Here is a 25,767-nt window from a genome sequence, read left to right as displayed (position 1 = left end):
CCCCCCCCCCCCCCCCCCCCCCCCCCCCCCCCCCCCCCCCCCCCCCCCCCCCCCCCCCCCCCCCCCCCCCCCCCCCCCCCCCCCCCCCCCCCCGGGCCGTGCGGCGCCCCGGCCGTCGCCGGCTCGTTCACGCGTACCGCGTGCTCACGCGTACTGGGCGCGGATCCTCGCCCCGTCCCCCGGCACCCCGTCCCGGACGTCGACGTACGCGCACACCTGGCGCGTGAACCACAGCCCCTGCCCCGGCTCCGGCTCCCCGCCGGGCGGTGGCACGAAGCCGGCCAGCGGGTCGGCCACCGCCCGGCACAGCCGCAGCTCGCAGACGCAGGCCGGGGCCTCGCCCCAGGCGAGGACCTCGACCACCGGCCCGTGCGCGGCCGCCGCCGCCTCGACGGCCCGGCCGAACAGCCCGGCGTCCACCGCCGGCAGCCCGCACCCGGCGGCCCAGGCCCCGACCGCCTCCGGCGCGGGCAGCCGGGCCGCGGACTGCGGCGGCGGGGGCAGCGGTACGGCGTCCAGCTCCCGCACCAGGACCGGTGGCTGCTCGTACACCCCCGTACCCGGGTGGGCCCTGCGGGCCGCGTCGACGACGGCCGGGCCCGCCGTACGGGTGTCGTACGCGCACAGGGCGGTGGTCGCGAAGGGGGCGAACAGCAGGTTGGCGAGGGACTCGTAGCGGATCCACTCGGTGCTCTCCCGTGCCGAACGGCCCGCGCGCCCGGCCCAGTCGGGCTCCATGAGGAGGTGGACCCGGCCGCCGGGCCCGGCGTTCGCCGCGAGGTAACCGGCGCCCTGGGCCACGGCGTTGGCCGCCGTACCGGTGTACCAGTCGGTGTGGTCGATGAAGCCGACGTCCCGGGCGTCGCTGCCGAGCGCGTCACGCAGGACGGCCAGCAGGCCGGGGGCGGCGATGGCGACGGGCGGGGGCTCGTCCGGGGCGGCGAGGCCCTCGGCGAGGAAGGGCAGGGCGGCGGCGACGAACCCGTCGTCCGAGCCGAACACGGCCATCCGGTGGTCGAACTGCCCGTGGGCCACGGCGGGGCGCCCGCCCGTACTGGTACTCATCGGGTCTCCTGTGCGTCAGCGCCGGGCGGTCACCCGGACGGTGATCTGGCTGCGGTTGCTGAAGCCGAACCCGTCGAGGACGCGTTCCGCAGGACCCTTCGGCAGGCCATGGCCGACAGCTCGCGGCCCGCGGCCTGTTCGTCTCTCCGGTCGACGGAGACGGCCGTCCCGATCCGGCAGACGGCAGACCCACACGGCGCCGATCCGCCCCTGATCAGCCAGCCCTCCTCCCGGCCGTCCGACCACGGTCTCCCGGCGGACCCGGAGCGCGCACGCGGACGTCACGCGGGCGGGTGCACTTCGTCGAGGGCCGCTTGCGGCGGGAGGCACACGCGTACACTGCGCGGCCGGTTCACGCGGCTCATTTCACTGTCTTGACCCGTTCATGCCATCTCTGAGCTAGACGTACCCGACGTCCAGTTCCGGGGGCGGCTTCTACCCGCCCGAAGAGGTGGTCGAGCGGGAGACCTCCCGGAACCGGGACGCGGTGTTCCAACTGCTGGAGAACTCGGACTGCGTGTACCGGTCGATCGGGAAGGAAGCGCAGTACTGCGGGTAGCCGGCCGGTGAGCCTCTCCGGCGGTGGGGCAGCCACCGGGGCCGGAGCGGCTCGGCCGCGGACGGGACGGGGCTACTCCTTGCGGAGGGCCTCGTCCTTGTCCGCGGCCTTGTCGCCGGCTTCGGCTTCGGCTTCGTCCGCGGCCTTGTCCTCCGCTGCCGCCTCCGCCTCCTGGGCGGCCTCGGCTTCGTCTTCCGCGCCGTCGTCGAAGTACGCGTCGAGGACCTCGTCCAGCTGCTCCTCCCACTCCTTGAAGCGGGAGCGGGACGTCGCCTCGATCTCGATGGGGTACCAGCGGCGCTCCGGCGTGTGGACGGTGATCGTGAAGCGCTTGCCGAAGCGCGGTGCCTCGGTCTCGACCGCGCCGATCTCGTCCCAGCGGAACTCGCACTGCTCCTCGTCGAGGCTGAGGCGCACGCCCTGGTGGTCGGCCACTATCCGGGCGCGCCGGTCGGCGGCCTCGAAGACGGGCCCCGAGGGGGACTCCTCGTCGTCCGCGGCGTCGGCGGCGTCGTCCTCCGTGGCCCCGGCCCCGGCCGCGACCGCGGGCTCCGCCGCATCCGCCTGCTCGGTCTCCTCCGGCCGGGCGTCCGCCGCGTTCGCGTCCTCCGCCGCCGCCTTCGCGTCCGCGGGCTCGGCGGACGCGGGTGACGTGAGCCCGGGGATGAAGGCCGGGTCGAATCCGGCGCCCTCCAGGGGCTGGCTGTTGGCTCCTATGCGCTGCTCCACAGCGGGCAGTATGGTCCAAGAACCTGTGCCGGACACAGCCAGCCCCGGACTTCGTTATCAGACGCCTACACGAAGACGCCGAGCACACCCGCCACCGCGAACCCTGCCACCGACAGGACCGTCTCCAGCACGGTCCAGGTCTTCAGGGTGTCCCGCTCGCTGATGCCGAAGTACTTCGCCACCATCCAGAATCCGCCGTCGTTGACGTGCGAGGCGAAGATGGAGCCGGCCGAGATGGACATGATCACCAGGGCGACGAAGGCCTGGGAGTGGTGGCCCTCGCCGAGGAGCGGGGCGACGATGCCGGCCGTCGTCACGATCGCCACCGTCGCGGAGCCCTGGGCGACCCGCAGCACCACCGAGATCAGGTACGACAGGACGATCACCGGGAGCCCGACGCCGTGGAAGGTGTCGGAGAGGGCCTGGGCGACGCCGCTCGCCTTCAGCACGGCGCCGAAGATCCCGCCCGCGCCGACCACCAGCAGGATGTTGCCGACCGGCTTGAGGGACGCGGTCGACACGGCCTCCAGGGACTTGCGGGACCAGCCGCGCCGGATGCCGAGCAGGTAGTAGGCGAGGACCAGGGCGATGGTGAGGGCGACCATCGGCGTGCCGAAGAACTCGAGGACCGAGCGGCCGGTGGAGGGGTCGAGGGCGATGGAGGAGAAGGTCGCGGCGAGGATGAGGACGAGGGGCGTGCCGATGATGGCGAGGACCGTGCCGAGCGGCACCGGCCTCTCCTGGGGCGCCACCCCGGCGGCCCGCTGCTCCGCCACCACCGCCTGCCTGGCCTCCTCGGCCGCCTCGACCATGTCCTGCGGTACGGCGACGAAGATCCGCCTGCCGATCCACGCCGAGTACGCCCACGCGGCCAGCACCGCCGGGATGCCGCAGACGACGCCCATGAGGATGACCCAGCCGAGCTGGACGTGCAGCAGCGCGGCGGCGGCCACCGGACCGGGGTGCGGCGGCAGGAAGGCGTGGGTCATGGAGAGGCCGGCGAGGAGGGGGAGGCAGTACAGGAGGATCGACTTGCCACCGCGTTTGGCCGCCGCGTAGACGAGGGGGGCCAGGACGAAGATGCCGACGTCGAAGAAGACGGGGATGCCGAAGATCAGGCCGGTCAGGCCCATGGCGAGCGGGGCCCGCCGCTCGCCGAAGAGGCCGAGCAGCCGGCCGGCCAGCACCTCGGCACCGCCGCTGACCTCGAGGATCGCGCCGAGCATCGTGCCGAGGCCGATGATGATCGCGACATGGCCGAGGATGCCGCCCATGCCGGACTCGACGGTGGAGACGGCGTCCGAGCGCTGGACGGTGCCGAAGAGTTCGGTGACGGAGAGACCGGCGAGCAGGCCGACGGCTATGGAGACGGCGAGCAGGGCCACGAAGGGCTGGAGCCGCGCCTTGATGATGAGGAAGAGGAGCAGGGCGATGCCGATGGCGGCGACGGTGAGGAGGCCGGCGGTGCCGTCGAGGAGGAGGAGCAGGCCTCCGGTGTGGGGTGGGGTCGCGGGGGTGGCGGAGGCGGCGAGCGGTAGGGACATGTGGGGGTCCTCTGCGTAAGTTCATCGGGCTTTCGGGCAGGGGGTATCGCGGCACGGCGCCGCGGTACGGGCGCCGTGCCGTGACAGACGTACGGCGTGCGGGAGTTGAGGGGGTGTCGGCCTCAGCCGAGGACGGCGAGGGCGTCGATCTCGATGAGGAGGCCGGCGGGCAGACCGACGTACACGGTCGTGCGGGCGGCGGGCGGCGCGGTGAGGCCCTGCTCCTCGAAGTACGTGTTGTAGATGCCGTTCATCTCGGCGAAGTGGTCCACGTCCGTCAGATAGACGCGGATCATCATGACGTCGTCCCAGGAGGCGCCGCCCTCCTCCAGGATCGCCTTGACGTTGGCGAGGGTCTGGAGGGTCTGCTCGCGCAGCGTGGGACCGGCGGGGGTCGGCGGCTTGCCCTCCTCCGCCGGCAGGAAGCCGACCTGGCCGGCGACCTGGAGGATGTTGCCCTTGCGGACGCCGTGCGAGAACTTCGCGGGCGGGGTGGTGTGGGTCGTGGGGGTGAGGGCGGTCTTCTCGGTCATCTGGTGCCGGCTTCCTTGATCGGTGTTCTGCCTGAGTACTCGCCGCTGATCGCGTCCGCCGTACGGCGCACCTGCGGGAGCAGGGTGAGGAGTTCGTCCGCGGTGACGACGACGTTCGGCGCGGAGACCGACATCGCGGCGACGACCCGCCCGTCGGCGCCGCGGACGGGGGCCGCGACGCAGTTGATGGACTCCTCGTGGCCGCCGAGGTCGGTGGCCCAGCCCTGTTCGCGCACCCTGGCCAGTTCCCTGAGGAACGCCTCCGCGTTGGGCGTCGAACGGGCCGTGTACAGGGGGTAGTCGAGCTTGTCGGCGAGGGCGCGCCGCTCGGGCTCGGGCAGGTCGGCGAGGAGCAGCTTGGCGACGGCGGCGACGGTGATGGCGACGGGCTTGCCGATGCGGGAGTACATGCGCACCGGGTAGCGGCTCTCGACCTTGTCGATGTAGAGGACCTCGCCCTCCTCGAACACGGCGAGGTGCACGGTGTGTCCGCAGGCCGCGTTGAGGCGGGCCAGGTGGGGGTGGGCGATCTCGCGGACGTCCAGGTTCTCCATCGCCTCCTGGGCGAGGGCGAAGAGGCGGGCGCCGAGGCGGTAGCGCTGGTCGGACTGGCGGTAGACGAGGCCGTGTTCGTGGAGGGTGCGCAGCAGCCGCAGTGCGGTCGACTTGTGCACGCCGAGACGGTCGGCGACCTGGCCGAGGTCGGCGGGGCCTTCGGCGAGCAGGGGCAGGATGCTGAGCGCTCGGTCGACGGTCTGGCTCATGGGGTGCGTTCCTCCTCTTCGGCCGCGCCGGCTTCGGTCCAGCCGGGGCCGAGTCGAAGTCTCTCCCACGCGCCGGCGTCCAGGGCGGTCAGCCGGTCGGTGGTGTCGCGGCCGGGGGGCGGGGCGAGGTCGGCGGGGGTGGTGAGGGCGGCGGCGGCGAAGAGGTGCCCGAGCCGGAGCGTCTGCCGCAGCGGCAGGCCGCGCAGGATGCCGGAGAGGAAACCGGCGGCGAAGGCGTCTCCGGCGCCGACGGTTGCCACGACGTCGACGGCGGGGGCGGGTTCGAAGGTGCCGGGGGTGGGGGCCGGGGTGAAGGTGGGGACGCTTGCCGGCGCTGGGATGAAGCGGCGGCTGTAGCGCCCCTTCAGGGGCGCGGGGAACTGCGCGGCCGGCCCCCGCCGGGCCGCGGCCGACACGAAAGCCGTCGCCCCCGCTGCCCCCTGCTTCACCACCAGCACGTCCGGCTCGGGCAGCAACTCCCGAACGGCCGCAGGTCCACCCGCCACCCCCCACGCCAGCTCCGCCTCGTCCTCCCCCACGAACACGATGCCGGCGCGGCGCGCCAGCTCCAGCAGCACCTCCGCGCCGTCGGAGCCGGTCCACAGCCCCGCCCGGTAGTTCACGTCGAACGACACCACCGGCGGCCGTTCCCCGGCGGAAGCCGTCAGCTCGCGCAGCAGCCCCAGGCAGCCCTCCGACAAGGCGGCCGTGATCCCCGACAGGTGCAGGATCCGGCCCGCGCGCACCGCCGCCAGGTCCACCGTCGCCGCCGACATCGCGGACGCCGCCGAACCCGCCCGGTAGTACGCGACCTCGTGCGCGTCCGTCGCCCGGTCACCGGCCGTACGGAAGTACACCCCCGTCGGCCGCCCGGGGTCGCGGCCCACGGACGAAACGTCCACGCCGTACGCGCCGACGGTCTCCAGCAGGTGGTCGCCGAACCCGTCCGCGCCGACCCGGCTGACCCAGCGCACGGCGTGTCCGGCGGCGGCCAGCGCACAGGCCACGTTGGACTCGGCGCCGCCGATCGCGCGGTCGAAGGACGGCACGTCCGCGAGGCGCCCGGCCTGGGTGGGCAGAAACGTGACCATGGACTCGCCGAGCGCGACGACGTCCACGGCGTCGACCGCGCCGGTGGCCTTCACGATGGTCGTGGCTCCTCGTCGTCGGGGAAGGGGCGCTACGGGCTCCATTGACCCGGCGTTGGCGTGGATGTTAGACAGCGGTAAGCGATATACGCAATGGACGTTGCACAGAATGCAACCCACCTGATCAGGGAGGCTCCGTGTCCCTCGACACCGGCACCGAAGCGCTCGCCCGGCTCGCGGAGGAGCGCGTCGACCACCGTTTCAAGGGCCTCCCGCCGGACGCCGAGGGCCTCACCGTCGGCGAACTGGCCGCCCAGCGCCGCAACCTGTTCTCGGACGGCTTCGCGACCCCGGTGCTGGCTCTGTCCGCCGAGCGCCTGGAGCACAACCTCGCGCTGATGGAGTCGTACACCGAACGGCACGGCCTGGCCTTCGCCCCGCACGGCAAGACCTCGATGGCCCCGCAGCTGTTCCACCGGCAGACCGGGCGCGGAGCGTGGGGCATCACCCTCGCGCTGCCGCACCAGGTGCGGGTGGCGCGGGCGTTCGGCACCCGCCGGGTCTTCCTCGCCAACGAGCTCGTGGACGCCCCGGCGCTCCGCTGGATCGCCGCCGAGCTGGAGCGCGACGCGGACTTCCGGTTCGTCTGCTACGTCGACTCCGTGCGCGGGGTCGAGCTGATGGACGCGGCGCTGCGCGGGGCCGGGCGCCCCGTGGACGTCGTGGTCGAACTCGCCGCCGGGGAGGGAGCCCGGACCGGGGTGCGTACCGAGGCCGAGTGCGCGGCGGTCGCGGACGCGGTGGCCGGGACGGAGACCCTGCGGCTGGTCGGGGTGGCCGGGTACGAGGGCGAGGTCCCGCGGGCCGACCCGGACCGGGTGGGCGCCTATCTGCGCCGGCTGGTCGCCCTCGCCGTCGAGTTCGACAAGGCGGGCCGGTTCGCGGGCCTGTCGGAGATCGTGGTGAGCGCGGGCGGCAGCGCCTGGTTCGACGCGGTCGCGGACGTCTTCGCCGGCATCCCCGAACTGTCGGCGCCCGTACTGAAGTTGCTGCGCTCGGGTGCATACGTCTCGCACGACGACGGCCGCTACCGGGACGTCACCCCCTTCAACCGGGTCCCCGAGGAGGGCGCCCTGGAGCCCGCCTTCCGGCTCTGGGCGCAGATCGTCTCCCGCCCCTCCCCCGAGCAGGCCTTCGCCAACGCGGGCAAGCGGGACGCGGCCTACGACCTCGACCTCCCCGTCGCCCAGGTGATCCGCCGGGCGGGCACCGAGCGCCCGGCGACCGGCGTCGAGGTCACCGGCCTGTCCGACCAGCACGCCTGGCTGCGCACCGGGCCCGGGGCGGACCTGGAGGTCGGGGACTGGGTGGGTCTCGGCCTCTCCCACCCGTGCACGTCGTTCGACAAGTGGCAGCTGATCCCGGTGGCCGAGGCGGACGGCACGGTCGTCGACTACATCCGCACGTTCTTCTAGGAGGGGTGGGGTCGTGGAGCAGCTCGTGATCCGGGACGCGGACGTCGTCGACGGAACCGGGGAACCCTCCTACCGCGCCGACGTGGTGATCGACGGCGGCCGGATCGTGTCGATCGTCAAGGAGGCCGCGGCGGCGGGCTGCCAGCGCCCGCGTGCGATGCGCGAACTGGACGCGGAGGGGCTGGTCCTCTCCCCCGGCTTCGTCGACATGCACGCGCACAGCGATCTGGCGCTGCTGCGGGACCCCGACCACAGTGCGAAGGCCGCGCAGGGGGTGACCCTGGAGGTGCTGGGCCAGGACGGCCTGTCGTACGCCCCGGTCGACGACCGCACGCTGGCGGAGGTCCGCAGCGCGATCGCCGGCTGGAACGGCTCCGGTGACGACATCGACGTCGACTGGCGGTCGGTGGGCGAGTACCTGGACCGCCTCGACCGGGGCATCGCCGTCAACGCGGCCTACCTCGTCCCCCAGGGCACGGTCCGTGCGCTCGCGGTCGGCTGGGAGGACCGCGCGGCGACCCCGGACGAGCTGGACCACATGCGCCGGCTGGTGGCCGAGGGCCTGGTCCAGGGCGCGGTCGGCCTGTCCTCCGGGCTCACCTACACCCCCGGCATGTACGCACCGGACGCCGAACTGACCGAGCTGTGCCGGGTGGTGGCGGAGTACGGCGGCTACTACTGCCCGCACCACCGCTCGTACGGCGCGGGTGCCCTGGAGGCGTACGCGGAGATGGTGGCCCTGGCCCGTCAGGCCGGCTGCCCGCTCCACCTGGCCCACGCCACGATGAACTTCGGCGTGAACAAGGGCCGGGCCCCCGAACTGCTGGCCCTGCTCGACGAGGCCCTCGCCGCCGGCGCCGACATCACCCTCGACACCTACCCCTACACCCCCGGCAGCACGACCCTCGCGGCGATGCTGCCGAGCTGGGCCAACGAGGGCGGCCCGGCGGCGGCCCTCGCCCGTCTGACGGACGACGCGACATCCGAACGCATCCGCCACCACCTGGAGACCGTCGGCTCCGACGGCTGCCACGGCGTGCCCGTCGAGTGGGACACGATCGAGATCTCGGGCGTGACCGACCCGGCGCTCACGGACTTCGTCGGCCGGACGGTCCAGGAGTCGGCGGACGCCCGCGGGGAGTCCCCCTGGACGACGGCCCGCCGCCTCCTCGTCACCGACCGCCTGGGCACCACGATCCTGCAGCACGTCGGCCACGAGGAGAACGTCCGCACGATCATGCGCCACCCGGTCCACACGGGCGGCTCCGACGGCATCCTCCAGGGCACGAAACCCCACCCGCGCGCCTACGGCACGTTCCCGCACTACCTCGGCCACTACGTGCGGGAGCTGGGCGTGCTCTCCCTGGAGGAGTGCGTCGCCCACCTCACCGCCCGCCCCGCGGCCCGGCTGCGCCTGCCGGACCGCGGACTCGTACGCGAGGGCTACCGGGCCGACCTCGTCCTCTTCGACCCGCGGACGGTGGCGGCGGGCTCGACGTTCGCGGACCCGCGCCGCCTCCCGACCGGCATCCCCCACGTGCTGATCGACGGTCGTTTCGTGATCGAGGACGGCCGGAGAACGGACGTACTGGCGGGCCGGGCAATTCGACGTACCGCGCTGTAGCGCCCCCTCTTGGGGCGCGGGGAACTGCGCGACCGGCCCCCACCCACCCGCACCCGAGAACGGCGCCCCCAGCGGAGCACTACGGCTTGGGCAGGGTGCAACCACTCGCGCTGAGGTTCAGCACGTTCCCCGTCGTGAAGCACGCCGGGATGATGTACGTCTCCTCGGCGTAGTTGATCCCCTGCCGAACCGTCACGTTCCCGTTCTGGTCCACCTCGCACGGGTTGTCGACGGTGCACCGCTCCCCGTCCTCGTTGCCCGTGTTGTTGACGGCGACGACCTGGCCCGTCGTGGTGTCGACCACCGGCGACCCCGACGTCCCCCCGATCGTGTTGCACGCGGAGGTGTAGCGGACCGAGTCCTTCCAGGTCCAGTCACCCTCCTTGAGCCGGTACACGAAGCCGTCGATGGCGCAGCTGTAGATCGTCTTCCAGTAGCCGGAGACGACCTTGATGGCGGTGCCGGCGGCGGGGTGACTGGCGCTGACGGTGAGCGGGCTGATGCCGTAGGAGTTCTTGATCGCCGCGTACGTCGTGGTGGTGCGGTAGATCGTGATGTCGGTGTCGGTCATCGTCGAGTAGACGACCTGGTTGGCGCGGAGCGTGGCGACCTTGCTGCCGGAGGAGTTGAGCAGGCCGAAGGTACGGCTGGAGGACTGGCCGGTGATGACCTCGCCGGGCTCCGGGAAACCGGTCTCCAGGCAGTGGCCGTTGGTGAGGACCAGGGCCGGGTCGCTGTCCGCGGAGTTCGGGAAGCGGATGACCGAGCCGGAGCAGTTGCTGAGCGAGACGGTGCCCGCGAAGTTGACGGTCACCGCGGCGGCCTTCGCCGTCTGCGGCACGGCGACCGCCGGGGCCGCGCCGATCCCGGTGATGGCCAGGGAGGCGAGCGCGGCGACGAGAGGCTTGTTCATGTGGGGGTCCCCTCTGTACGACGAGGTGACCGGAGATCTTCCGGCCACCCGCTGTTTTGTCATGCACATTCTCATCACAGGGGGCCGCACGGGCAAGGAGCTGTTTCAGGAACGGCGTTGGCGGATTTCCGCGCAGGCGGCGTCGATGTGCTCGAAGAGGACCTAGGTGCCGGAGGTGATGCGCGCGCCGAGTTCGCGGCTGCGCTGCTCGCGGGCGGGGGTGAGGCGGCCGACGAGGAACACGACGGGGCCGTCGAAGAGGCCCCTGCTCCGCCAGGCCGCCAGATCAGCGAACCCCGCGTCCAGCTGCCGGGCGGCCTGCCCGGCGCCGGGCAGATCGGCCTCGGGGCCGGTCACGGGCTCGTCGTTGAGCAGCGAGAACTCCATGCGGCCCCCTTCGCCCAGGGGGTCAAACTATATGTTTCCGCGGCCACTTGGGGCCGAGCGCACCGTCCCGCCCGCGGACTCGCCGCTAACGGCCTCTGCCGCCGCCTCGCCCGTGTCCCCAGCCGTGCCCCCCGTACGTGGGGCTCGCCGCCGGGGACGTGGTGGTGGCGGTCGGCGCAGGTGTCGCGCTCGCGCCGCGCGTCGGGGCGGTACTCGCCGAGTGACTCTCCGACGCCGGCACCGGTGTCCCGGCCGGGGTCGTGGAACGGGCCGACGGCGACTCCACGACCGGCGCGGCCGACTTCACCGAGGGCGTGGCGGACGCACTGCCCGAGCCCTCTCCCGGCACCTGCGCCGGCGCCGACGACTCGCCGGCCGCGTGCTTCGCGCGGTCCTGCTCCACCTGGCCGCCGCCGGACGACGGGGAGAAGGCGAAGCCGGCGACCAGCGCGGCCACGGACGCGACGCCCACCGCACCAACGGCGACCGCCACGTGCTTCGCGCGCAGGCCGCCCACGTCACGGGCCGCCCGCCGCCGCTCCGCCCGGCCCGGCCCTGGTGCCTGCGCCGCAGGCGCGATCCGGGGCAGCTCGCGCGTCTCGTCGTACGCGTTGAGCCAGCCGTGCGCGGCCGCCGGATCCCGGTACTCCTCGTACACGGGGGCCGGTCCGCCCTCGGGTCGGTAGATGCTGGGCGCCCCGGTCTCGTCCTCGGCAGGTCTCGGCATGGACGCGGATTCTAGGGAGAGGAGGGCCCTTTGAGACAGCTACCGGCGATAACAGGCCAAATCGCCGGGGCCGCCCCCACCTCCGCCTGTCCCCCACACGTGTCTCACGTGGTGGAAAACACGACCCGACCGGCGTTACCGCCCCGTAAGCTCACCGGCATGCAGGTGATCCAGTCGACCAAGCTCGCCAACGTCTGTTACGAGATCCGGGGTCCGGTTCTCGAGGAGGCGATGCGGCTCGAGGCGGCGGGGCACCGCATCCTCAAGCTCAACACCGGCAACCCGGCCGCCTTCGGCTTCGAGTGCCCGCCGGAGATCCTGGAGGACATCCTCCGCAACGTCTCCTCGGCCCACGGCTACGGCGACGCGAAGGGTCTGCTGGCCGCCCGGCGCGCGGTCGTCATGCACAACCAGACCATCGGCATCGAGACCGACGTCGAGCACGTCTTCATCGGCAACGGCGTCTCCGAGCTGATCGTGATGGCCATGCAGGGGCTGCTCGACGACGGGGACGAGGTCCTCGTACCGGCGCCGGACTACCCGCTGTGGACCGCGGCGGTCTCCCTCTCCGGCGGTACGGCCGTGCACTACCGCTGCGACGAGCAGTCGGACTGGATGCCCGACCTCGCCGACGTCGAGCGCAAGGTCACCGACCGCACCAAGGCGATCGTCATCATCAACCCGAACAACCCGACGGGCGCGGTGTACGACGAGGCGATGCTGCGCGGGCTCACCGACATCGCCCGCCGCCACAACCTCCTCGTCTGCTCGGACGAGATCTACGACAAGATCCTCTACGACGGCGCCACGCACACGCCGACCGCCGCCGTCGCGCCGGATCTCCTCACGCTCACCTTCAACGGCATGTCCAAGGCGTACCGGGTGGCCGGCTACCGGGTCGGCTGGATGTCCGTCTCCGGCCCCCGGGCACACGCCGACTCCTACATCGAGGGCCTGACGATCCTCGCGAACATGCGGCTGTGCGCGAACATGCCCGGTCAGCACGGGGTCGTGGCCGCGCTCAGCGGACGCCAGACGATCAACGACCTCGTCCTGCCGGGCGGGCGGCTGAAGGAGCAGCTTGACGTCGCCTACGAGCTGCTCACCCAGATCCCGGGCGTGAGCTGCGTGCGCCCCAAGGGTGCGCTGTACCTCTTCCCGCGCCTCGACCCCCAGGTTTTCAAGATCAAGGACGACCGGCAGATGGTCCTCGACCTGCTGCGGCAGGAGAAGATCATGGTCGTCCAGGGCACCGGCTTCAACTGGCCGGAGCCGGACCACTTCCGGGTGGTGACCCTGCCGACGGTCGGGGACCTGCGGGATGCGATCACCCGGATCGGGCGGTTCCTGGACGGCTACGGCCAGCCGTGAGCAGCCACTGGACCACTGTCCGTGAACCGGATCAACTTTAGACGGAATCTAAGCTAGGATGGCTTCCTGACAGAGCACAGGAGGCCATCTCCCATGTACGAACCGATCCGCACCAAGTCGGTCCACAGCACGATGGCCGGCCCTTCTTCCGACTTCCCCCACCGGACGCGCGAGGAGGAGCTGGACATCCAGCTCGCGGGGCACCTCGCGGCACTCCTCGCCGTCACCGACGAACTGCGCGCCGTCACGCCGTCCACCGACCTCGACGCCGCCGCGACCCGGCTGGCCGAGCAGGTGACCCGGCTGCGGGGCGGCCGTACGCCGGTCCGCGCACCGCTGACGGCGGGCCGGGAACCGGCCGCGCTGCACGAGCGCGCGCACGCTGTCGCCGGTCGCGCCCTGCTCGTCGCGGCGTCCCGCGCGGACACCGCGGCGGCGATCCTCGCGGCGGAACGCATGGACGCCCACGCGGCGGCCACGGAACTCACCACGGCCGGCTGACCACCCCCGAACGGCCCCGGTCCGCGCGCTCCCGCAGCGACGCGCGGACCGGGTTGCCATATCTCAGGACGCTGAGGTCATGGGCATGGACTACAGGACGCCCGGCGGAGTTCTGCGCTCCGGTTTCGTTCCGGGGCGCCCCCTTCACCCCCCGTTCACCCGTTCCACCCAGGACTGAGGGATTCCGGGAGCACTCTCCCCCTCGTGAGACGTATCGCGGGAATCGTCCTCGCGGTGCTGCTGATCGGGGGCGTGGTGGCTGCCGTCGTCGCAGGCCGGCAAGGGGATGACAAGGGCACGGCAACGAAGACCGTGCGTGGTGTGATCGGTTCGGAGAAGTCGGACTTCTTCGCCGATCCCGATGTGGTGAAGGCCCTCGCCGCCAAGGGCTACACCGTGCAGACGGAGACGTCCGGATCCTGGGCCATGGAGGATCTGGACCTGAAGGGCTACGACTTCGCCTTCCCGTCCAGCTCGGCGCCCGCCGACACGCTGGCCGCGAAGTACCGTGCCCGCCAGCCACTCCCCCGCCCCTTCTACTCGCCCCTCGTGGTGGTCGCCCACCGCAGCGCGGCCGAGGTGCTGGCCGCCAACGGGCTCGCCGTGCTCGACGGCAAGGGCAAGGGGACCCTGAAGATGGCCGCCTACCTGGACGCCGCCCGGCACGACCGGACCTGGCAGCAGCTCAAGGGGGCCACGGCGCACGGGGAGCTGACCGGGACGCTGTACATCACCAGCACGGATCCGGAGACCTCCAACTCCGGCGCCCTCTACCTCGCCGCCGCCTCCTATGTCGCCAACGGGGGGAGGGTGGTGGCGAGCGACGCGGACGTCGCGAAGACCGCGCCGCTGCTGCGCAAGCTGGTCAGCGTGCAGGGGGCGCAACAGCCCAGCAGTGACTCGGTGTTCAGGGACTTCATCAGCGGCGCGGGCAACCCGCTGGTGTGCCTGTACGAGTCGCAGGTCGTGTCACTCCTCGGCGACCGGGGCGGACAGCAGGGCGCCGACGGCGACCTCGTCGTCCTCTACCCGGACACCACGGTCAACAGCGACCACACCGTCGTACCGCTCGACGACGCCGGCCGGCAGCTCGGCGAACTCCTCAGCACCGACCCGACCCTGCGCAGGCTCGCCGTCCGGCACGGCTTCCGGCCCCAGGGCGACTCCGCCGAGTTCGTCAAGGCCACCGCCGGCGACACCGCCTACCTCAACCAGACACTGACCGGCGTCCGGCAGGCGCCCGTGCCCACCTCCGCGGTGCTGCACGAGATGGCCCGCCGGGCGCGCGGCTGACGGGGGGATCCTGTGAGCAACTTCGACAAGACGAGGCCGAGCGGCGGCGAGTCGATGCACCCGCCCACGCTCAGCGGCGACGACGTCTTCACGCTGACCCCGCCGGAGGCGGTGGCGCCCGTGCCGCGGGAGAAGGCGGGCGGACTGGTGCCCGTGGACGACGGCGTCCGCACGGACATGGCACGCAAGGCCTCCGACTACGTCCGGGACCTCGCCGCCCTGGACGCCCGGTCGCCGGAGTTCGCGAGCAAGGTCGGCGAGATCACCGGCCTCGGCGCCGGCGAGATGCGCACCGCCGCCGCGCAGTCCAACCGCATGCTGGAGCGCGCCGTCCGCAGCCTGCCCGACAAGGGCGGTGACGCCCAGGCCAAGGTGGCCGGCTCGCTGGTCGAACTCCGCCGGGTGGTCGAGGACCTGGACCCGCGCGACCTGCCCGCGAGCAGGGGCCGCACGTTCCTGTCCCGCCTGCCCGGCGGCAACAAACTCCGCGACCACGTCGCCAAGTACGCGTCCGCGCAGGGGACGCTCAACAAGATCGTGGGCTCGCTGCGCGGCGGTCAGGACGAACTGCGGCGGGACAACGCGGCGTTGCAGACGGAGCGGGTGCGGCTCTGGGAGACCATGGGCAAGCTCCAGGAGTACGTCGTCCTCACCCAGGCCCTGGACACCGCCGTCGAGCAGCACGTCGCCCGGATCCCGGACCCCCAGGAGGCCGACGCCGTGCGGGCGGACGTGCTCTTCCCGGTCCGGCAGAAGCACCAGGACCTGCTCACCCAGCTCGCGGTCTCCGCGCAGGGCTACCTCGCGATGGACGTCGTACGGCGCAACAACGACGAGCTGATCAAGGGCGTCGAGCGCGCCGCCACCACCACCGTCTCCGCGCTGCGGATCTCGGTGATGCTGGCCTCCGCGCTCGACAACCAGAAGAAGGTGATCGAGCAGGTCAACGCGTTGCGCGGGACGACCGAGGAGCTGATCCGGGGCAACGCCGAGATGCTCGCGACCCAGAGCGGGGAGATCCAGCGGATCGCCGCCGACCCGGCCGTGGGCGCCGAGACGCTGCGCGCCGCGTTCCAGCAGATCTACCGGACCCTGGACGCCATCGACACCTACAAGGTGCAGGCGACCGAGGCGATGGCGACCACCGTGCAGTCCCTCACCGACGAACTCCACCAGGCCAGTGCCTACCTGGAGCGCAGCCGCTCGAAGGGCGCGCTGGAGGGCGGCCTCGGATGAACAGACGCCCGCTCCTCGCCCTCCTCGCGGCGGCGGCCGTCGTGCTGACCGGCTGCACTTCCCGACACCACGGCGACGACGACTCCACGGCCCCGAAACCCGGCACCCTGCGGGTGCTCGCCTCGTCCGAACTCAGCGACATGACGGCCGTCTTCGACCGTGTCCACAAGGACACCGGGGTCACGATCCGGCCCACCTACATGGGCACCCTGGACGCCATCGATCTGGTGGCGAAGGGGAAGGCGGACGGCAGGTACGACGCGCTCTGGCTGTCCTCCGACGACTATCTGCGGCTGCGCCCCGAGGCGGCGAAGAAGGTCGTCTCCGAAACGTCGGTCATGTCCAGCCCGGTCGCGATCGGCGTGCGGACGACCACCGTGCGGGCGCTGGGCTGGAAGCCGGCCGACGTCACCTGGTCCCAGGTCGAGCAGGCCGTGGAAGCCGGCCGGCTGACGTACGGCATGACGGACCCGGCCCGCTCCAACTCCGGTTTCGCCACGCTGGTCTCGGTCGCCTCCGCGCTCTCCGGCGCCCAGTCGGCGCTCACGGACGACGACGTCACCAAGGCGACCCCCAGGCTGAAGAAGTTCTTCAAGGGCCAGACCCTGACGTCGGGTTCCTCCGGCTGGCTGGCCTCGGCCTACAAGCGGCGCGGCAACGTCGACGCCCTGCTCAACTACGAGTCCGTGCTGCAGGGCATCCCCGGTCTCACCGTGATCCGCCCGAAGGACGGCGTGGTCACCGCCGACTACCCGTTCTCCTCCCTGGCCTCGACCTCCTCCGCCACCCGCGAGGACGTCCGCCGGGTCACGGAGGACCTGCGCACCACGGCCGTGCAGAAGCTGATCACGGACACCACCCACCGCCGCCCTGTCGTGGCCTCCGTCGCCCCGGCCGCCGGCCTGGACACCGGCCGCCGCCGCGAACTCCCCTTCCCCGGCAGCCGGTCGGTGGCCGACGGGCTGATCTCGGCCTACGAGAACGACCTGCGCCGGCCCTCCCGCACGGTCTACGTCCTGGACACCTCGGGCTCGATGGCGGGCGACCGCCTCTCCCGCCTGAAGGCGGCCCTGACCGGCCTGACCAGCGACTTCCGCAACCGCGAGGAGGTCACCCTGATGCCCTTCGGCTCGGAGGTGAAGAGCGTCAGCACCCACGTGGTCGACGACAAGACCGACCTCGCCGCGATCCGCACGGACACCGACGCGCTGCACGCCGACGGCAACACGGCGATCTACACCTCCCTGGAGAAGGCGTACGGCAGGCTGAACCCCTCCGCGGACACCTTCACCTCGATCGTGCTGATGACCGACGGCGAGAACACCACGGGCGCCAAGGCCGGTGACTTCGACGACTTCTACACCAAGCTCTCGGCCGACCGGCAGCAGATCCCGGTCTTCCCCATCCTCTTCGGCGACTCCTCCCGCACCGAGCTCCAGCACATCGCCGACCTGACCGGAGGCCGTCTCTTCGACGCCAAGCAGGGCTCTTTGGACGGCGCCTTCGAGGAGATCCGTGGCTACCAATAGGGCGCTCGCCTACCTGGAGTCCCGCAAGAACCTCACCGGTTCGGCGGGCGGCCTGCTGGGTCTGGTCCTGACGTTCACGGGCGTGGCCGGGCCGTACTGGCCGGTGGTGGTGGCGGGCCTGTACGGTGCGGGCGCGCTGATCGCCCCGCCGGAGCGCCCGCCGCTGCCGGACTTCCCGACCCCCTCGGCCCAGCTGGAGGAGGTCCGCGCCGACTTCCGCACCCTGGAGACCTACCTGGCGGAGGTCGGCCTGCCGGCCTCGACGCAGACCCGGCTCACCGAACTGACCGACCTGCTCACGGCGTTGCTGGACCCCGGCTGGGCCGCCGAACTCCTGGCCCAGGACCCGGAGGGCGTCCACGTGCTCTCCCGGACGGTGCGGCAGGACATCCCGGAGGCGGTCGACAGCTTCGTCCGCACCCGGTGGTGGACCCGCCTGACCCCCGGCCAGGAACTCCCGGAACGCCACCTGGAACGCCAGCTGGCCGTCCTGAAGGAGGAGGCCGGGCAGTTGGCGGCCGGGCTGCGGGACACGGAGGCCAGGCGCCAGGAGACACATACCCGCTACTTGGAGGAAAGGGGCAACTGACACGCCCCTTCTTCTGGGGACACTGGGGGAGGAACTGTGCGATCGGCCCCCACCCACCCGCACCCGACAACGCACCCCACAGGCGAAGGCCTGTCGCCACCCGGGCTCCCGTCGGGGCGGACGGGAGCAGGTGGCGACAGGCCCAGGAGCCGCGCACGCCGTTGTGGGCGGCCTCGCCGTTTCACACCGCGGCCGGTCGTGACGATCGCTGGTCAGGGCACATCCAAACCGGCCGCGGAGTCTTTCGCAGGGGGGAGTTATCCCAGCCGCTCCACCAGCGCCCGGTACTCCGCCCACAGCTCCTTCGGCGTGTGCTCACCGAAGGTGTTGAGGTGGTCGGGGACGAGCGCCGCCTCCTCCCGCCAGACCTCCTTGTCGACGGTCAGCAGGAAGTCGAGGTCGCTGTCGTCGAGGTCGAGCCCGTCGGTGTCGAGGGCGTCCCGGGTCGGCAGCACGCCGATCGGCGTCTCCACGCCGTCCGCCTTGCCGTCCAGCCGCTCCACGATCCACTTCAGGACGCGGGAGTTCTCGCCGAAGCCGGGCCAGACGAACTTGCCCTCGTCGTTCTTGCGGAACCAGTTGACGTAGTAGATCTTCGGCAGCTTGGCCTGGTCCTTGTCCTTGGCCACGTCGATCCAGTGGGCCATGTAGTCGCCCATGTTGTAGCCGCAGAACGGCAGCATCGCGAACGGGTCGCGGCGCAGCTCGCCGACCTTGCCCTCGGCGGCGGCGGTCTTCTCGGAGGCCACGTTGGCACCGAGGAAGACGCCGTGGTTCCAGTCGAAGGACTCGGTGACCAGCGGGACGGCGGTGGCTCGGCGGCCGCCGAAGAGGATCGCCGAGATCGGCACGCCCTTGGGGTCCTCCCACTCCGGGGCGATGATCGGGCACTGGGCGGCGGGGACGGTGAAGCGGGCGTTGGGGTGGGCGGCCGGGGTCTCGGAGCCCGGCGTCCAGTCGTTGCCCTTCCAGTCGGTCAGGTGGGCCGGGAGCTCCTCCGTCATGCCCTCCCACCAGACGTCGTCGTCGTCCGTGAGCGCGACGTTGGTGAAGACCGCGTTGCCCCACAGCGTCTTCATCGCGTTGGCGTTGGTGTGCTCACCGGTGCCGGGCGCGACGCCGAAGAAGCCGGCCTCGGGGTTGATCGCGTAGAGGCGGCCGTCCTCGCCGAACCGCATCCAGGCGATGTCGTCGCCGATCGTCTCCACGGTCCAGCCGGAGACGGTGGGTTCCAGCATGGCGAGGTTCGTCTTGCCGCAGGCGCTCGGGAAGGCCGCGGCGACGTACTTCGACTCGCCCTGCGGGGGTGTGAGCTTGAGGATCAGCATGTGCTCGGCGAGCCAGCCCTCGTCGCGCGCCATGACGGAGGCGATGCGCAGGGCGTAGCACTTCTTGCCGAGCAGGGCGTTGCCGCCGTAGCCGGAACCGTAGGACCAGATCTCGCGCGACTCGGGGAAGTGCGAGATGTACTTGGTCTGGTTGCACGGCCAGGGGACGTCGGCCTCGCCCTCCGCGAGAGGCGCGCCGAGGGTGTGGACGGCCTTGACGAAGAAGCCGTCGTCGCCGAGCTCGTCGAGGACGGCCTGGCCCATGCGCGTCATCGTGCGCATCGAGACGGCGACGTACGCCGAGTCCGTGATCTCCACGCCGAGGGCGGACAGCGGCGAGCCGAGGGGGCCCATGCAGAACGGGACGACGTACATCGTCCGGCCCTTCATCGAGCCGCGGAACAGGCCCTTCTCACCGGAGAAGATCTCCCGCATCTCCGCGGGGGCCTTCCAGTGGTTGGTCGGGCCCGCGTCCTGCTCGCGCTCGGAGCAGATGAACGTGCGGTCCTCGACCCGGGCGACGTCGGTCGGGTCGGAGGCCGCGTAGTAGGAGTGGGGGCGCTTGATCGGGTCGAGCTTCTTGAAGGTGCCCTTCGCCACGAGCTCTTCGCACAGTCGCTCGTACTCGGCCTCGGATCCGTCACACCAGACCACGCTGTCCGGCTGCGTCAGTTCGGCGATCTCGTTGACCCACGAGACCAGTTCCTGATGTTTGCTGGGGATGACGGTGGGAGCCGCGATGTCGCGCGCCACGATTGCTCCTAAATGAGGGATTTTTGATCTTGTGGCCTTCTTTCAGGCCTTGTCGCCCCGTGGGGGCTGCGACCCGGATGCTTCGTAGCCGCTCATCCGGTGCCGACCGCACTCATTTGATCCTCCGACTCGATCTCCCATCTGTCCAGAGGGAGTCACAGATGAGCGACGTGAGGAAGGCCACGGTTTCTGGGTCCACCTGCGTTTCTTTGCGTCCACATTGAGTTCGCCTCAAGGTCTTTTTGCTCACCGGGACGAGCCGACGTGAGCGCAACCGGGACTCCGTGAGACGATGGCCACTCTCGGCCGGTCATGGAGCGGGACTGATCCGTAACTTACGGTTCCGTAGGTACGATGCCCCTCATGACTGCGTCCGTCCCCGACGCGCCCTCGGAACCGCCGGCCGCCGGCCGCGGTCCCGCTGCGCTCTCCTCCCTGTCGCAACAGGTCAAGCCCAAACTGCGCGGCTGGCTGCACCTGGGCATGTTCCCGGCCGTGCTCGTAGCGGGCCTCGTCCTCACCGCCCTCGCCGACTCCCCGCGCGGCCGCATCGCGTGCGGGATCTTCGCCCTGACGGCGTGCCTGCTGTTCGGCGTGAGCGCGCTGTACCACCGGGGCAACTGGAGCCCGCGCATGGACGGCGTGCTGCGCAGACTCGACCACGCCAACATCTTCCTGATCATCGCGGGCACCTACACCCCGCTGACCCTGCTGCTCCTGCCCCCGGCCAAGGGCCAGTGGCTGCTGTGGGGCATCTGGGCCGCGGCGGCCGCCGGCATCGCCTTCCGGGTCTTCTGGGTCGGCGCCCCGCGCTGGCTGTACACGCCGTGCTACATAGCGATGGGCTGGGCCGCGGTCTTCTACCTGCCCGACTTCATGCGCACCGGCGGTATCGCGGTCCTGGTCCTGGTGATCGTCGGCGGCCTGCTGTACAGCGCGGGCGGCGTGATCTACGGCATCAAGCGCCCGAACCCCTCACCGCGGTACTTCGGCTTCCACGAGGTGTTCCACTCCTTCACGCTGGCCGCGTTCGTCGTGCACTACGTCGGCATCTCCCTGGTGGCCTACCAGCACGCATAGCTCCACCACCGCTCCCCGAAGCGGCCACGGCTCCCCGAGCCGTGGCCGCTTTCTTCATGCCCTCTCGTAGATTACGACATCGGCTCGCCATTGACAGCAACTGGATTTTGGGAGCTACTCTCATTTCATGGCTACTGTCACTCATCTCCAAGAGACGCACCAGAACCCCCGCCGGTGGTGGGCCCTCGGTGCCCTGGTCGCGAGCATGCTGGTGCTCGGCTTCGACACGACGATCCTCAACGTGGCGCTCCCGACGATGGCCGGGGAGCTCGGCGCCACCACCAGCCAGCAGCAGTGGATGGCGGACGCGTACGTCATCGTCTTCGCGTCGCTGATGCTCCCCGCCGGACTCCTCGGCGACCGCTTCGGCCGCCGCCGGATGCTGGTCGTGGGCCTGCTGGTCTTCCTGGCCGGGTCGGTGATGGGCTCGCTGGCCGGCGACGTGAACTGGGTGATCGCCGCCCGCGCCGCGATGGGCATCGGCGCCGCGCTGGTGATGCCGCTCGCGATGTCCGTGCTGCCCTCGCTGTTCGGGCCCGCCGAGCGCACCCGGGCCGTCGGCATCGTCTCGGCCGCCTCGGCGCTCGGGCTGCCGCTCGGCCCGATCATCGGCGGCTTCCTGCTCAACCACTTCTGGTGGGGCTCGGTCTTCCTGATCAACGTGCCGATGGCCGCCATCGGCGTCGCCGCCTGCGTCTTCCTGCTCCCCGAGACCAGCGACCCGGCCTCCCCCAAGGTCGACGTCCTCTCGACCGCGCTCACCGCGATCGGCCTGGGCGCCCTGGTCTACGCGATCATCGAGGCCCCCGACCGCGGTTGGGGCGACCCGCTGGTCCTCGCCCTGTTCGCGGGCGCCGTCGTCCTCGTCACCGCCCTGGTGCTGCGCGAACGCCGGGCCGAGCGTCCGATGCTCGACATGGAGCTCCTCACGCACCGCGGCTTCCTGCTCAACACCCTCGCCGCGACGCTCGTGATGTTCGTGCTGTCCGGCCTGCTGTTCGTGCTGCCGCAGTACCTCCAGGCCGTCCTCGGCAACGACGCCTTCGGCACCGGCCTGCGCCTGCTGCCCATGATGGGCGGCCTGCTCATCGCGGCACGCGCCGCCCAGCCGGTCGTCGCCCGCTTCGGCGCCCGCGCCGTGGTCGCCGCCGGACTGGTCGTCCTCGCCTTCGCCGCCCTGCTCGGCAGCCGCACCTCGGTGAGCGACGGCTACGGCTACACCGCGCTGTGGCTCTCCGTGGCCGGCCTCGGCTTCGGCTTCTCCGTGGTCCCCTCCATGGACGGCGCCCTCGGCGCCCTGCCCGCGGACCGGGCCGGCAGCGGCTCCGGGCTGCTGATGACCACACGCCAGGTCGGCGGCGCGATCGGCATCGCCCTGCTCGGCAGCCTGCTGGCCGGCGCCTTCCGCGACCGCCTGGACGTCACCGGGCTGCCCGCCCCGCTCGGCCACACCGCCGGCGAGTCGGTGGTCGCCGCCCACGTGGTCGCCGAGAAGACGGGCTCCGCCCACCTCGTCGCCTCCGCGAACGCCTCCTACGTCCACGGCATGGGCCTGGTCCTGCTGGTGTGCGGCATCGCGGCCCTCGCCACCGCCCTGCTGGCCGCCGCGCTGCTGCCCAACACCCCCACCGAGCGCCGTACCGAAGGAGACGAGTCCCCGGCCGTGGCCCCCGCCACCGCCGATGCCGGACAATGACCAGCATGACGGCACCGCACACCTCCCCCCAGCCCGGCCTGCGCGAACGGAAGAAGATCAAGACCCGCGAGGCCATCCGCGCGGCCACGTACGCGCTGGTGGAGGTGCAGGGCTGGGACGCCACGACGATCGAGCAGATCGCCGAGCGGGCCGAGGTGTCGCCGTCGACGGTCTTCCGGTACTTCCCGACCAAGGAGGACATCGTCCTCACGGACGAGTTCGACCTGCTGATCATGGAGGAGCTCCGGGCCCGGCCCGCCGACGAGCCGTGGCCGACGTCCCTCCGCTACGTGATGCACCGGGCGATCCGGCTGGGCGTCAAGGACGATCCGGCGGTCTCCCGGCTGCGCACCCGGCTGATGGTCGAGGTCCCCTCGGTGCGCTCCCGGATGATGGAGAGCATGTCGTCCACCGGGCGCCTGCTCTGCCAGGCCATCGGGGAGCGCACCGGCCGTGACCCCGACAGCCTGGAGGTCCGGGTCTACGCGATGTCCTTCATCGGCGGGCTGATGGAGGTGTCGATGTACTGGGCGGAGAACGAGCACGAACCCGACTTCGAGGCCCTCGTCGACCGCGCCCTGGACGTCATCGAGCACGGCCTGCCGGCGGAAAACCACTGAGGTCACGGCCGCCGCCCGTGCCATCCTGACCAGGTGAACGCTTCCGAGATCCAGGTCGAAGTCGCCCCCGAGCTGGCCCTGTTCGTCCCGCACGCCCGCCGCGTCGGCGTCCACCCCCTCACCGTCGACGGCGTCTCGACCCTCGGCCACGTCATCGAGTCCCTGGGCGTCCCCCTGACCGAGGTGGGCACCCTGGTGGTGGACGGCCGCGAGGTCCCCGTGGCCCACGTCCCGGCGCACGGCGAGCGGGTGTCCGTACGCCCGGTCGCCCGCCCCCAGCGCGTCCCCGGCGCCCCGCTCCGCTTCCTCCTCGACGTCCACCTCGGCACCCTCGCCCGCCGCCTGCGCCTGCTCGGCGTGGACGCGGCCTACGAGTCGACGGACATCGGTGACCCGGCCCTCGCCGCCCGCTCGGCGGCCGAGAAGCGCGTGCTGCTCAGCCGCGACCGGGGCCTGCTGCGCCGCCGCGAACTCTGGGCGGGCGGTTACGTCTACAGCACAGGCCCCGACGACCAGCTCCGTGACGTCCTCGACCGGTTCGCCCCCGACCTGCGTCCCTGGACCCGCTGCACCGCCTGCAACGGCCTGCTGAGGGAGGCCACGAAGGACGAGGTGGCGGACCAGCTGAAGGGCGGGACGCAGAAGTCGTACGACGTCTTCGCGCAGTGCGCCGAGTGCGGCCGCGCGTACTGGAAGGGCGCGCACCACCAGCAGCTGGAGGCCATCGTGGCGCGCGCCCTCGCGGAGTTCGCCTGAACCGGTGCCGGTCGGGGTCAGTTGCGGCCCAGCGCCCGGTACTCCCAGCCGGCCGCGCGCCACTGGGCGGGGTCGAGGGCGTGCCGGCCGTCCACGACCCGGCGCCGGTTCACCACCGCGCCCATGGCCGCCGGGTCGATCTCCCGGAACTGCGTCCACTCGGTGAGCAGGACCACGACATCGGCGCCCGTGGCGGCCTGCAGGGCGTCGGTCCCGTAGTCCAGCTCGGGGTGGACGCGGCGGGCGTTGTCCATCGCCACCGGGTCGTAGACCGTCACCCGGGCGCCGGCCCGGTGCAGGGTGGCGGCGACGTCCAGCGCCGGGGCGTCGCGGATGTCGTCGGAGTCGGGCTTGAAGGCCGCCCCGAGCGCGGCCACCTTCGCCCCCGCGAGATCGCCGCCGACCAGCTCGCGGACCAGGTCGACGGTACGGGCCCGGCGGCGCTGGTTGATCGCGTCCACCTCGCGCAGGAAGGCGACCGCCTGGGCGACGTCCAGTTCCTCGGCGCGGTGGATGAACGCCCTGATGTCCTTGGGCAGGCAGCCGCCCCCGAAGCCGAGACCGGGCTTCAGGAACCGGCCGCCGATCCGGTCGTCGTAGGCCAGCGCCTCCGCCAGCCGGTGCACGTCGGCGCCGGTGGCCTCGCAGACCTCCGCCATGGCGTTGATGTACGAGATCTTCGTCGCCAGGAAGGAGTTGGCGGCGACCTTGACCAGTTCGGCGGTCGGCAGGTCGGCGACCACCACCGGGGTGCCCTGGGCGATGACCGGCGCGAACGCGGCGCGCAGCTGCTGCTCCGCCCACGCGGACTCGGTGCCGAACACCAGCCGGTCGGGGTGCAGGGTGTCCTCGACCGCGAAGCCCTCCCGCAGGAACTCCGGGTTCCAGGCCAGCTCCACGGCGTCCCCGGCCGGGGCGGTGGCACGGACCAGCTCCGCGAGGCGGGCCGCGGTGCCCACCGGCACCGTCGACTTCCCGACCACCAGGGCCCGGCGCTTCAGGTGCCGGGCCAGCTCGGTCACCGCGCCTTCGACGTAGCGCAGGTCGGCGGCGTAGGAGCCGGGCTGCTGCGGGGTGCCCACGCAGACGAAATGGATGTCGCCGAACTCGGCGGCCTCCGCGAGGCTGGTCGTGAAGTGCAGCCTGCCTGACTCCTGTGCCTTGACCAGGAGTTCGGGCAGTCCTGGCTCGAAGAACGGCACCTGCCCGGCTCTCAGCAGCTCGATCTTGCCGGGGTCGACGTCGACGCCGAGCACCTCGTAGCCGAGCGCCGCCATGCACACGGCGTGCGTGGCGCCCAGGTAGCCGGTGCCGATGACCGTGAGACGGGGAGCGTCGGCGCCGACGGTGGATCCGGTGCCGTGGGTGGCGGCGGAAAGAGTGTCCATGATGCCTCCGAGGGGATGTCCGGGCTGGCAGCGCGCATGCCGAGGACGGGCGTGGGTGCGGTGGGTGAAGGAGAGGGACGAAGAGGGAGCCGCGGCCGTGGGGGGGGGGGGGGGGGGGGGGGGGGGGGGGGGGGGGGGGGGGGGGGGGGGGGGGGGGGGGGGGGGGGGGGGAGGGGTGGGGGTTTTTTTTGGCTTTTTTGTTTGTTTTTTTCTGTTTTG

Annotated in this window: 23 protein-coding genes and 1 pseudogene; 13 read left to right on the top strand and 11 right to left on the bottom strand. The window is 71.9% G+C overall.

All coding sequences use genetic code 11. The features are described from left to right. Window positions 1-144 precede the first annotated feature (144 nt). Window positions 145-1,065, bottom strand: a complete 921-nt coding sequence (locus tag ACZ63F_RS37665; protein ID WP_469718113.1) for an anti-sigma factor RsbA family regulatory protein — start codon at window positions 1,063-1,065, stop codon at window positions 145-147. A 406-nt stretch (window positions 1,066-1,471) separates the two neighbouring features. Between ACZ63F_RS37665 and ACZ63F_RS37660 the strand changes: the two are divergent. After that, window positions 1,472-1,624: pseudogene (locus ACZ63F_RS37660) on the top strand (zinc carboxypeptidase); the annotation flags it as partial. Between the two features lie 72 nt (window positions 1,625-1,696). Here the strand turns inward: ACZ63F_RS37660 and ACZ63F_RS37655 are convergent. The 5 genes from ACZ63F_RS37655 to ACZ63F_RS37635 all read right to left on the bottom strand — a co-directional run bounded on the left by ACZ63F_RS37655 (window position 1,697) and on the right by ACZ63F_RS37635 (window position 6,285). Beyond that, window positions 1,697-2,353 carry a hypothetical protein gene (locus ACZ63F_RS37655; protein ID WP_469718112.1) on the bottom strand — a complete coding sequence of 219 codons (657 nt, stop codon included), beginning with the start codon at window positions 2,351-2,353 and terminating at the stop codon, window positions 1,697-1,699. Between the two features lie 65 nt (window positions 2,354-2,418). Beyond that, window positions 2,419-3,897, bottom strand: coding sequence for a GntP family permease (locus tag ACZ63F_RS37650; protein ID WP_469718110.1), 1,479 nt, complete (start codon window positions 3,895-3,897; stop codon window positions 2,419-2,421). A 122-nt stretch (window positions 3,898-4,019) separates the two neighbouring features. Beyond that, window positions 4,020-4,430, bottom strand: coding sequence for a RidA family protein (locus tag ACZ63F_RS37645; protein ID WP_351708518.1), 411 nt, complete (start codon window positions 4,428-4,430; stop codon window positions 4,020-4,022). Next, window positions 4,427-5,194 (bottom strand): IclR family transcriptional regulator, encoded by a 768-nt coding sequence (locus ACZ63F_RS37640; RefSeq protein ID WP_469718109.1) that lies wholly within the window; start codon window positions 5,192-5,194, stop codon window positions 4,427-4,429. The genes ACZ63F_RS37645 and ACZ63F_RS37640 overlap by 4 nt, the downstream gene beginning before the upstream one ends. Then, window positions 5,191-6,285 (bottom strand): sugar kinase, encoded by a 1,095-nt coding sequence (locus ACZ63F_RS37635; RefSeq protein WP_469718126.1) that lies wholly within the window; start codon window positions 6,283-6,285, stop codon window positions 5,191-5,193. The genes ACZ63F_RS37640 and ACZ63F_RS37635 overlap by 4 nt, the downstream gene beginning before the upstream one ends. Window positions 6,286-6,479: 194 nt before the next feature. Between ACZ63F_RS37635 and ACZ63F_RS37630 the strand changes: the two genes are divergently transcribed. Together ACZ63F_RS37630 and ACZ63F_RS37625 are read left to right on the top strand one after the other, a co-directional pair. Beyond that, entirely contained in the window at window positions 6,480-7,757 is a 1,278-nt protein-coding gene (locus ACZ63F_RS37630; protein WP_469718108.1) for an amino acid deaminase, read from the top strand. A 13-nt stretch (window positions 7,758-7,770) separates the two neighbouring features. After that, a complete protein-coding gene (locus ACZ63F_RS37625; protein ID WP_469718106.1) occupies window positions 7,771-9,381 on the top strand; it encodes an N-acyl-D-amino-acid deacylase family protein in 1,611 nt (536 codons plus the stop codon). A gap of 79 nt (window positions 9,382-9,460) precedes the next feature. Here the strand turns inward: ACZ63F_RS37625 and ACZ63F_RS37620 are convergent, their stop codons facing one another. From ACZ63F_RS37620 to ACZ63F_RS37610, 3 genes are all read right to left on the bottom strand, one after another. Then, window positions 9,461-10,294: a trypsin-like peptidase domain-containing protein gene (locus ACZ63F_RS37620; protein ID WP_469718105.1), complete on the bottom strand. Its 834-nt coding sequence runs from the start codon at window positions 10,292-10,294 to the stop codon at window positions 9,461-9,463. A 162-nt stretch (window positions 10,295-10,456) separates the two neighbouring features. Next, complete coding sequence (locus ACZ63F_RS37615) at window positions 10,457-10,681, bottom strand: hypothetical protein (RefSeq protein ID WP_469718104.1); 225 nt, start codon at window positions 10,679-10,681, stop codon at window positions 10,457-10,459. 85 nt (window positions 10,682-10,766) lie between these two features. Continuing rightward, window positions 10,767-11,408 (bottom strand): hypothetical protein, encoded by a 642-nt coding sequence (locus ACZ63F_RS37610; RefSeq protein ID WP_469718102.1) that lies wholly within the window; start codon window positions 11,406-11,408, stop codon window positions 10,767-10,769. Between the two features lie 159 nt (window positions 11,409-11,567). Here ACZ63F_RS37610 and ACZ63F_RS37605 point away from each other — a divergent pair, with 159 nt between their 5' ends. The 6 genes from ACZ63F_RS37605 to ACZ63F_RS37580 all read left to right on the top strand — a co-directional run bounded on the left by ACZ63F_RS37605 (window position 11,568) and on the right by ACZ63F_RS37580 (window position 17,927). Continuing rightward, entirely contained in the window at window positions 11,568-12,779 is a 1,212-nt protein-coding gene (locus ACZ63F_RS37605) for a pyridoxal phosphate-dependent aminotransferase (protein WP_469718101.1), read from the top strand. A gap of 93 nt (window positions 12,780-12,872) precedes the next feature. After that, the gene (locus ACZ63F_RS37600; protein ID WP_469718099.1) at window positions 12,873-13,280 is read left to right on the top strand and encodes an SCO4983 family protein; all 408 of its coding nucleotides are present in this window, start codon (window positions 12,873-12,875) and stop codon (window positions 13,278-13,280) included. Between the two features lie 204 nt (window positions 13,281-13,484). Further along, a complete protein-coding gene (locus tag ACZ63F_RS37595) occupies window positions 13,485-14,573 on the top strand; it encodes a hypothetical protein (RefSeq protein WP_469718098.1) in 1,089 nt (362 codons plus the stop codon). Between the two features lie 54 nt (window positions 14,574-14,627). Then, window positions 14,628-15,809 (top strand): toxic anion resistance protein, encoded by a 1,182-nt coding sequence (locus ACZ63F_RS37590; protein ID WP_469718124.1) that lies wholly within the window; start codon window positions 14,628-14,630, stop codon window positions 15,807-15,809. Continuing rightward, window positions 15,806-17,338 carry a vWA domain-containing protein gene (locus ACZ63F_RS37585; RefSeq protein ID WP_469718097.1) on the top strand — a complete coding sequence of 511 codons (1,533 nt, stop codon included), beginning with the start codon at window positions 15,806-15,808 and terminating at the stop codon, window positions 17,336-17,338. The genes ACZ63F_RS37590 and ACZ63F_RS37585 overlap by 4 nt, the downstream gene beginning before the upstream one ends. Then, window positions 17,325-17,927, top strand: a complete 603-nt coding sequence (locus ACZ63F_RS37580) for a hypothetical protein (RefSeq protein ID WP_469718096.1) — start codon at window positions 17,325-17,327, stop codon at window positions 17,925-17,927. The genes ACZ63F_RS37585 and ACZ63F_RS37580 overlap by 14 nt, the downstream gene beginning before the upstream one ends. Window positions 17,928-18,184: 257 nt before the next feature. Here the strand turns inward: ACZ63F_RS37580 and ACZ63F_RS37575 are convergent, their stop codons facing one another. After that, window positions 18,185-20,008 carry a phosphoenolpyruvate carboxykinase (GTP) gene (locus ACZ63F_RS37575; protein WP_469718094.1) on the bottom strand — a complete coding sequence of 608 codons (1,824 nt, stop codon included), beginning with the start codon at window positions 20,006-20,008 and terminating at the stop codon, window positions 18,185-18,187. A gap of 363 nt (window positions 20,009-20,371) precedes the next feature. Here ACZ63F_RS37575 and trhA point away from each other — a divergent pair, with 363 nt between their 5' ends. The 4 genes from trhA (at window position 20,372) to ACZ63F_RS37555 (ending at window position 24,160) form a co-directional block, all read left to right on the top strand. Further along, window positions 20,372-21,088 (top strand): PAQR family membrane homeostasis protein TrhA, encoded by a 717-nt coding sequence (gene trhA, locus ACZ63F_RS37570; protein ID WP_469718093.1) that lies wholly within the window; start codon window positions 20,372-20,374, stop codon window positions 21,086-21,088. 127 nt (window positions 21,089-21,215) lie between these two features. Continuing rightward, window positions 21,216-22,784, top strand: coding sequence for a DHA2 family efflux MFS transporter permease subunit (locus ACZ63F_RS37565; protein WP_469718091.1), 1,569 nt, complete (start codon window positions 21,216-21,218; stop codon window positions 22,782-22,784). Further along, a complete protein-coding gene (locus ACZ63F_RS37560; protein WP_469718090.1) occupies window positions 22,781-23,404 on the top strand; it encodes a TetR/AcrR family transcriptional regulator in 624 nt (207 codons plus the stop codon). Before ACZ63F_RS37565 ends, ACZ63F_RS37560 begins: the two co-directional genes overlap by 4 nt. A 33-nt stretch (window positions 23,405-23,437) precedes the next feature. Then, the gene (locus ACZ63F_RS37555; RefSeq protein WP_469718089.1) at window positions 23,438-24,160 is read left to right on the top strand and encodes a Mut7-C RNAse domain-containing protein; all 723 of its coding nucleotides are present in this window, start codon (window positions 23,438-23,440) and stop codon (window positions 24,158-24,160) included. Between the two features lie 17 nt (window positions 24,161-24,177). Here the strand turns inward: ACZ63F_RS37555 and ACZ63F_RS37550 are convergent, their stop codons facing one another. Next, complete coding sequence (locus ACZ63F_RS37550; RefSeq protein WP_469718087.1) at window positions 24,178-25,548, bottom strand: UDP-glucose dehydrogenase family protein; 1,371 nt, start codon at window positions 25,546-25,548, stop codon at window positions 24,178-24,180. Window positions 25,549-25,767 lie beyond the last annotated feature (219 nt).

The sequence above is a fragment of the Streptomyces sp. NPDC104761 genome (assembly GCF_055583445.1).
This window is presented reverse-complemented; position numbering and strand designations above follow the sequence as displayed.

Coding starts and splice junctions, on each gene's coding strand:
- ACZ63F_RS37590 (WP_469718124.1), top strand. CDS start 14,628: ATGCACCCGCCCACGCTCAGCGGCGACGACGTCTTCACGCTGACCCCG.
- ACZ63F_RS37635 (WP_469718126.1), bottom strand. CDS start 6,285: ATGGTCACGTTTCTGCCCACCCAGGCCGGGCGCCTCGCGGACGTGCCG.
- ACZ63F_RS37605 (WP_469718101.1), top strand. CDS start 11,568: ATGCAGGTGATCCAGTCGACCAAGCTCGCCAACGTCTGTTACGAGATC.
- ACZ63F_RS37650 (WP_469718110.1), bottom strand. CDS start 3,897: ATGTCCCTACCGCTCGCCGCCTCCGCCACCCCCGCGACCCCACCCCAC.
- ACZ63F_RS37645 (WP_351708518.1), bottom strand. CDS start 4,430: ATGACCGAGAAGACCGCCCTCACCCCCACGACCCACACCACCCCGCCC.
- trhA (WP_469718093.1), top strand. CDS start 20,372: ATGACTGCGTCCGTCCCCGACGCGCCCTCGGAACCGCCGGCCGCCGGC.
- ACZ63F_RS37565 (WP_469718091.1), top strand. CDS start 21,216: ATGGCTACTGTCACTCATCTCCAAGAGACGCACCAGAACCCCCGCCGG.
- ACZ63F_RS37560 (WP_469718090.1), top strand. CDS start 22,781: ATGACCAGCATGACGGCACCGCACACCTCCCCCCAGCCCGGCCTGCGC.
- ACZ63F_RS37640 (WP_469718109.1), bottom strand. CDS start 5,194: ATGAGCCAGACCGTCGACCGAGCGCTCAGCATCCTGCCCCTGCTCGCC.
- ACZ63F_RS37550 (WP_469718087.1), bottom strand. CDS start 25,548: ATGGACACTCTTTCCGCCGCCACCCACGGCACCGGATCCACCGTCGGC.
- ACZ63F_RS37665 (WP_469718113.1), bottom strand. CDS start 1,065: ATGAGTACCAGTACGGGCGGGCGCCCCGCCGTGGCCCACGGGCAGTTC.
- ACZ63F_RS37615 (WP_469718104.1), bottom strand. CDS start 10,681: ATGGAGTTCTCGCTGCTCAACGACGAGCCCGTGACCGGCCCCGAGGCC.
- ACZ63F_RS37585 (WP_469718097.1), top strand. CDS start 15,806: ATGAACAGACGCCCGCTCCTCGCCCTCCTCGCGGCGGCGGCCGTCGTG.
- ACZ63F_RS37600 (WP_469718099.1), top strand. CDS start 12,873: ATGTACGAACCGATCCGCACCAAGTCGGTCCACAGCACGATGGCCGGC.
- ACZ63F_RS37620 (WP_469718105.1), bottom strand. CDS start 10,294: ATGAACAAGCCTCTCGTCGCCGCGCTCGCCTCCCTGGCCATCACCGGG.
- ACZ63F_RS37610 (WP_469718102.1), bottom strand. CDS start 11,408: ATGCCGAGACCTGCCGAGGACGAGACCGGGGCGCCCAGCATCTACCGA.